The organism is Flagellimonas flava (genome assembly GCF_050617915.1).
GTDB classification, from domain to species: Bacteria; Bacteroidota; Bacteroidia; order Flavobacteriales; family Flavobacteriaceae; genus Flagellimonas; species Flagellimonas flava_A.
Window position 1 is genome coordinate 1 of sequence record NZ_JBODQE010000230.1, and the last position, 231, is coordinate 231.

At 37.7% G+C, this 231-nt stretch carries 1 pseudogene; it reads left to right on the forward strand.

The window, feature by feature from the left end:
• Window positions 1-39 precede the first annotated feature (39 nt).
• Window positions 40-231: pseudogene (locus ACRHOZ_RS21650) on the forward strand (riboflavin synthase); the annotation flags it as partial.

Here is a 231-nt window from a genome sequence, read left to right on the forward strand (position 1 = left end):
CTACATTTACGCTACAAAACTACTCAATTAAAAAGATTCATGTTTACAGGCATTATTGAGACCTTGGGAAGGGTAGAAAAGTTGGAAAATGAGGGTGATAATTTGTATATTACCATATCCTCCAAAATAACTCCAGAACTTAAAATTGTTCAAAGTGTGGCCCATAATGGAGTGTGTCTCACCGTGGTTAAAAAAGTGGGGAATGCCTATACGGTAACCGCCATTGTGGTA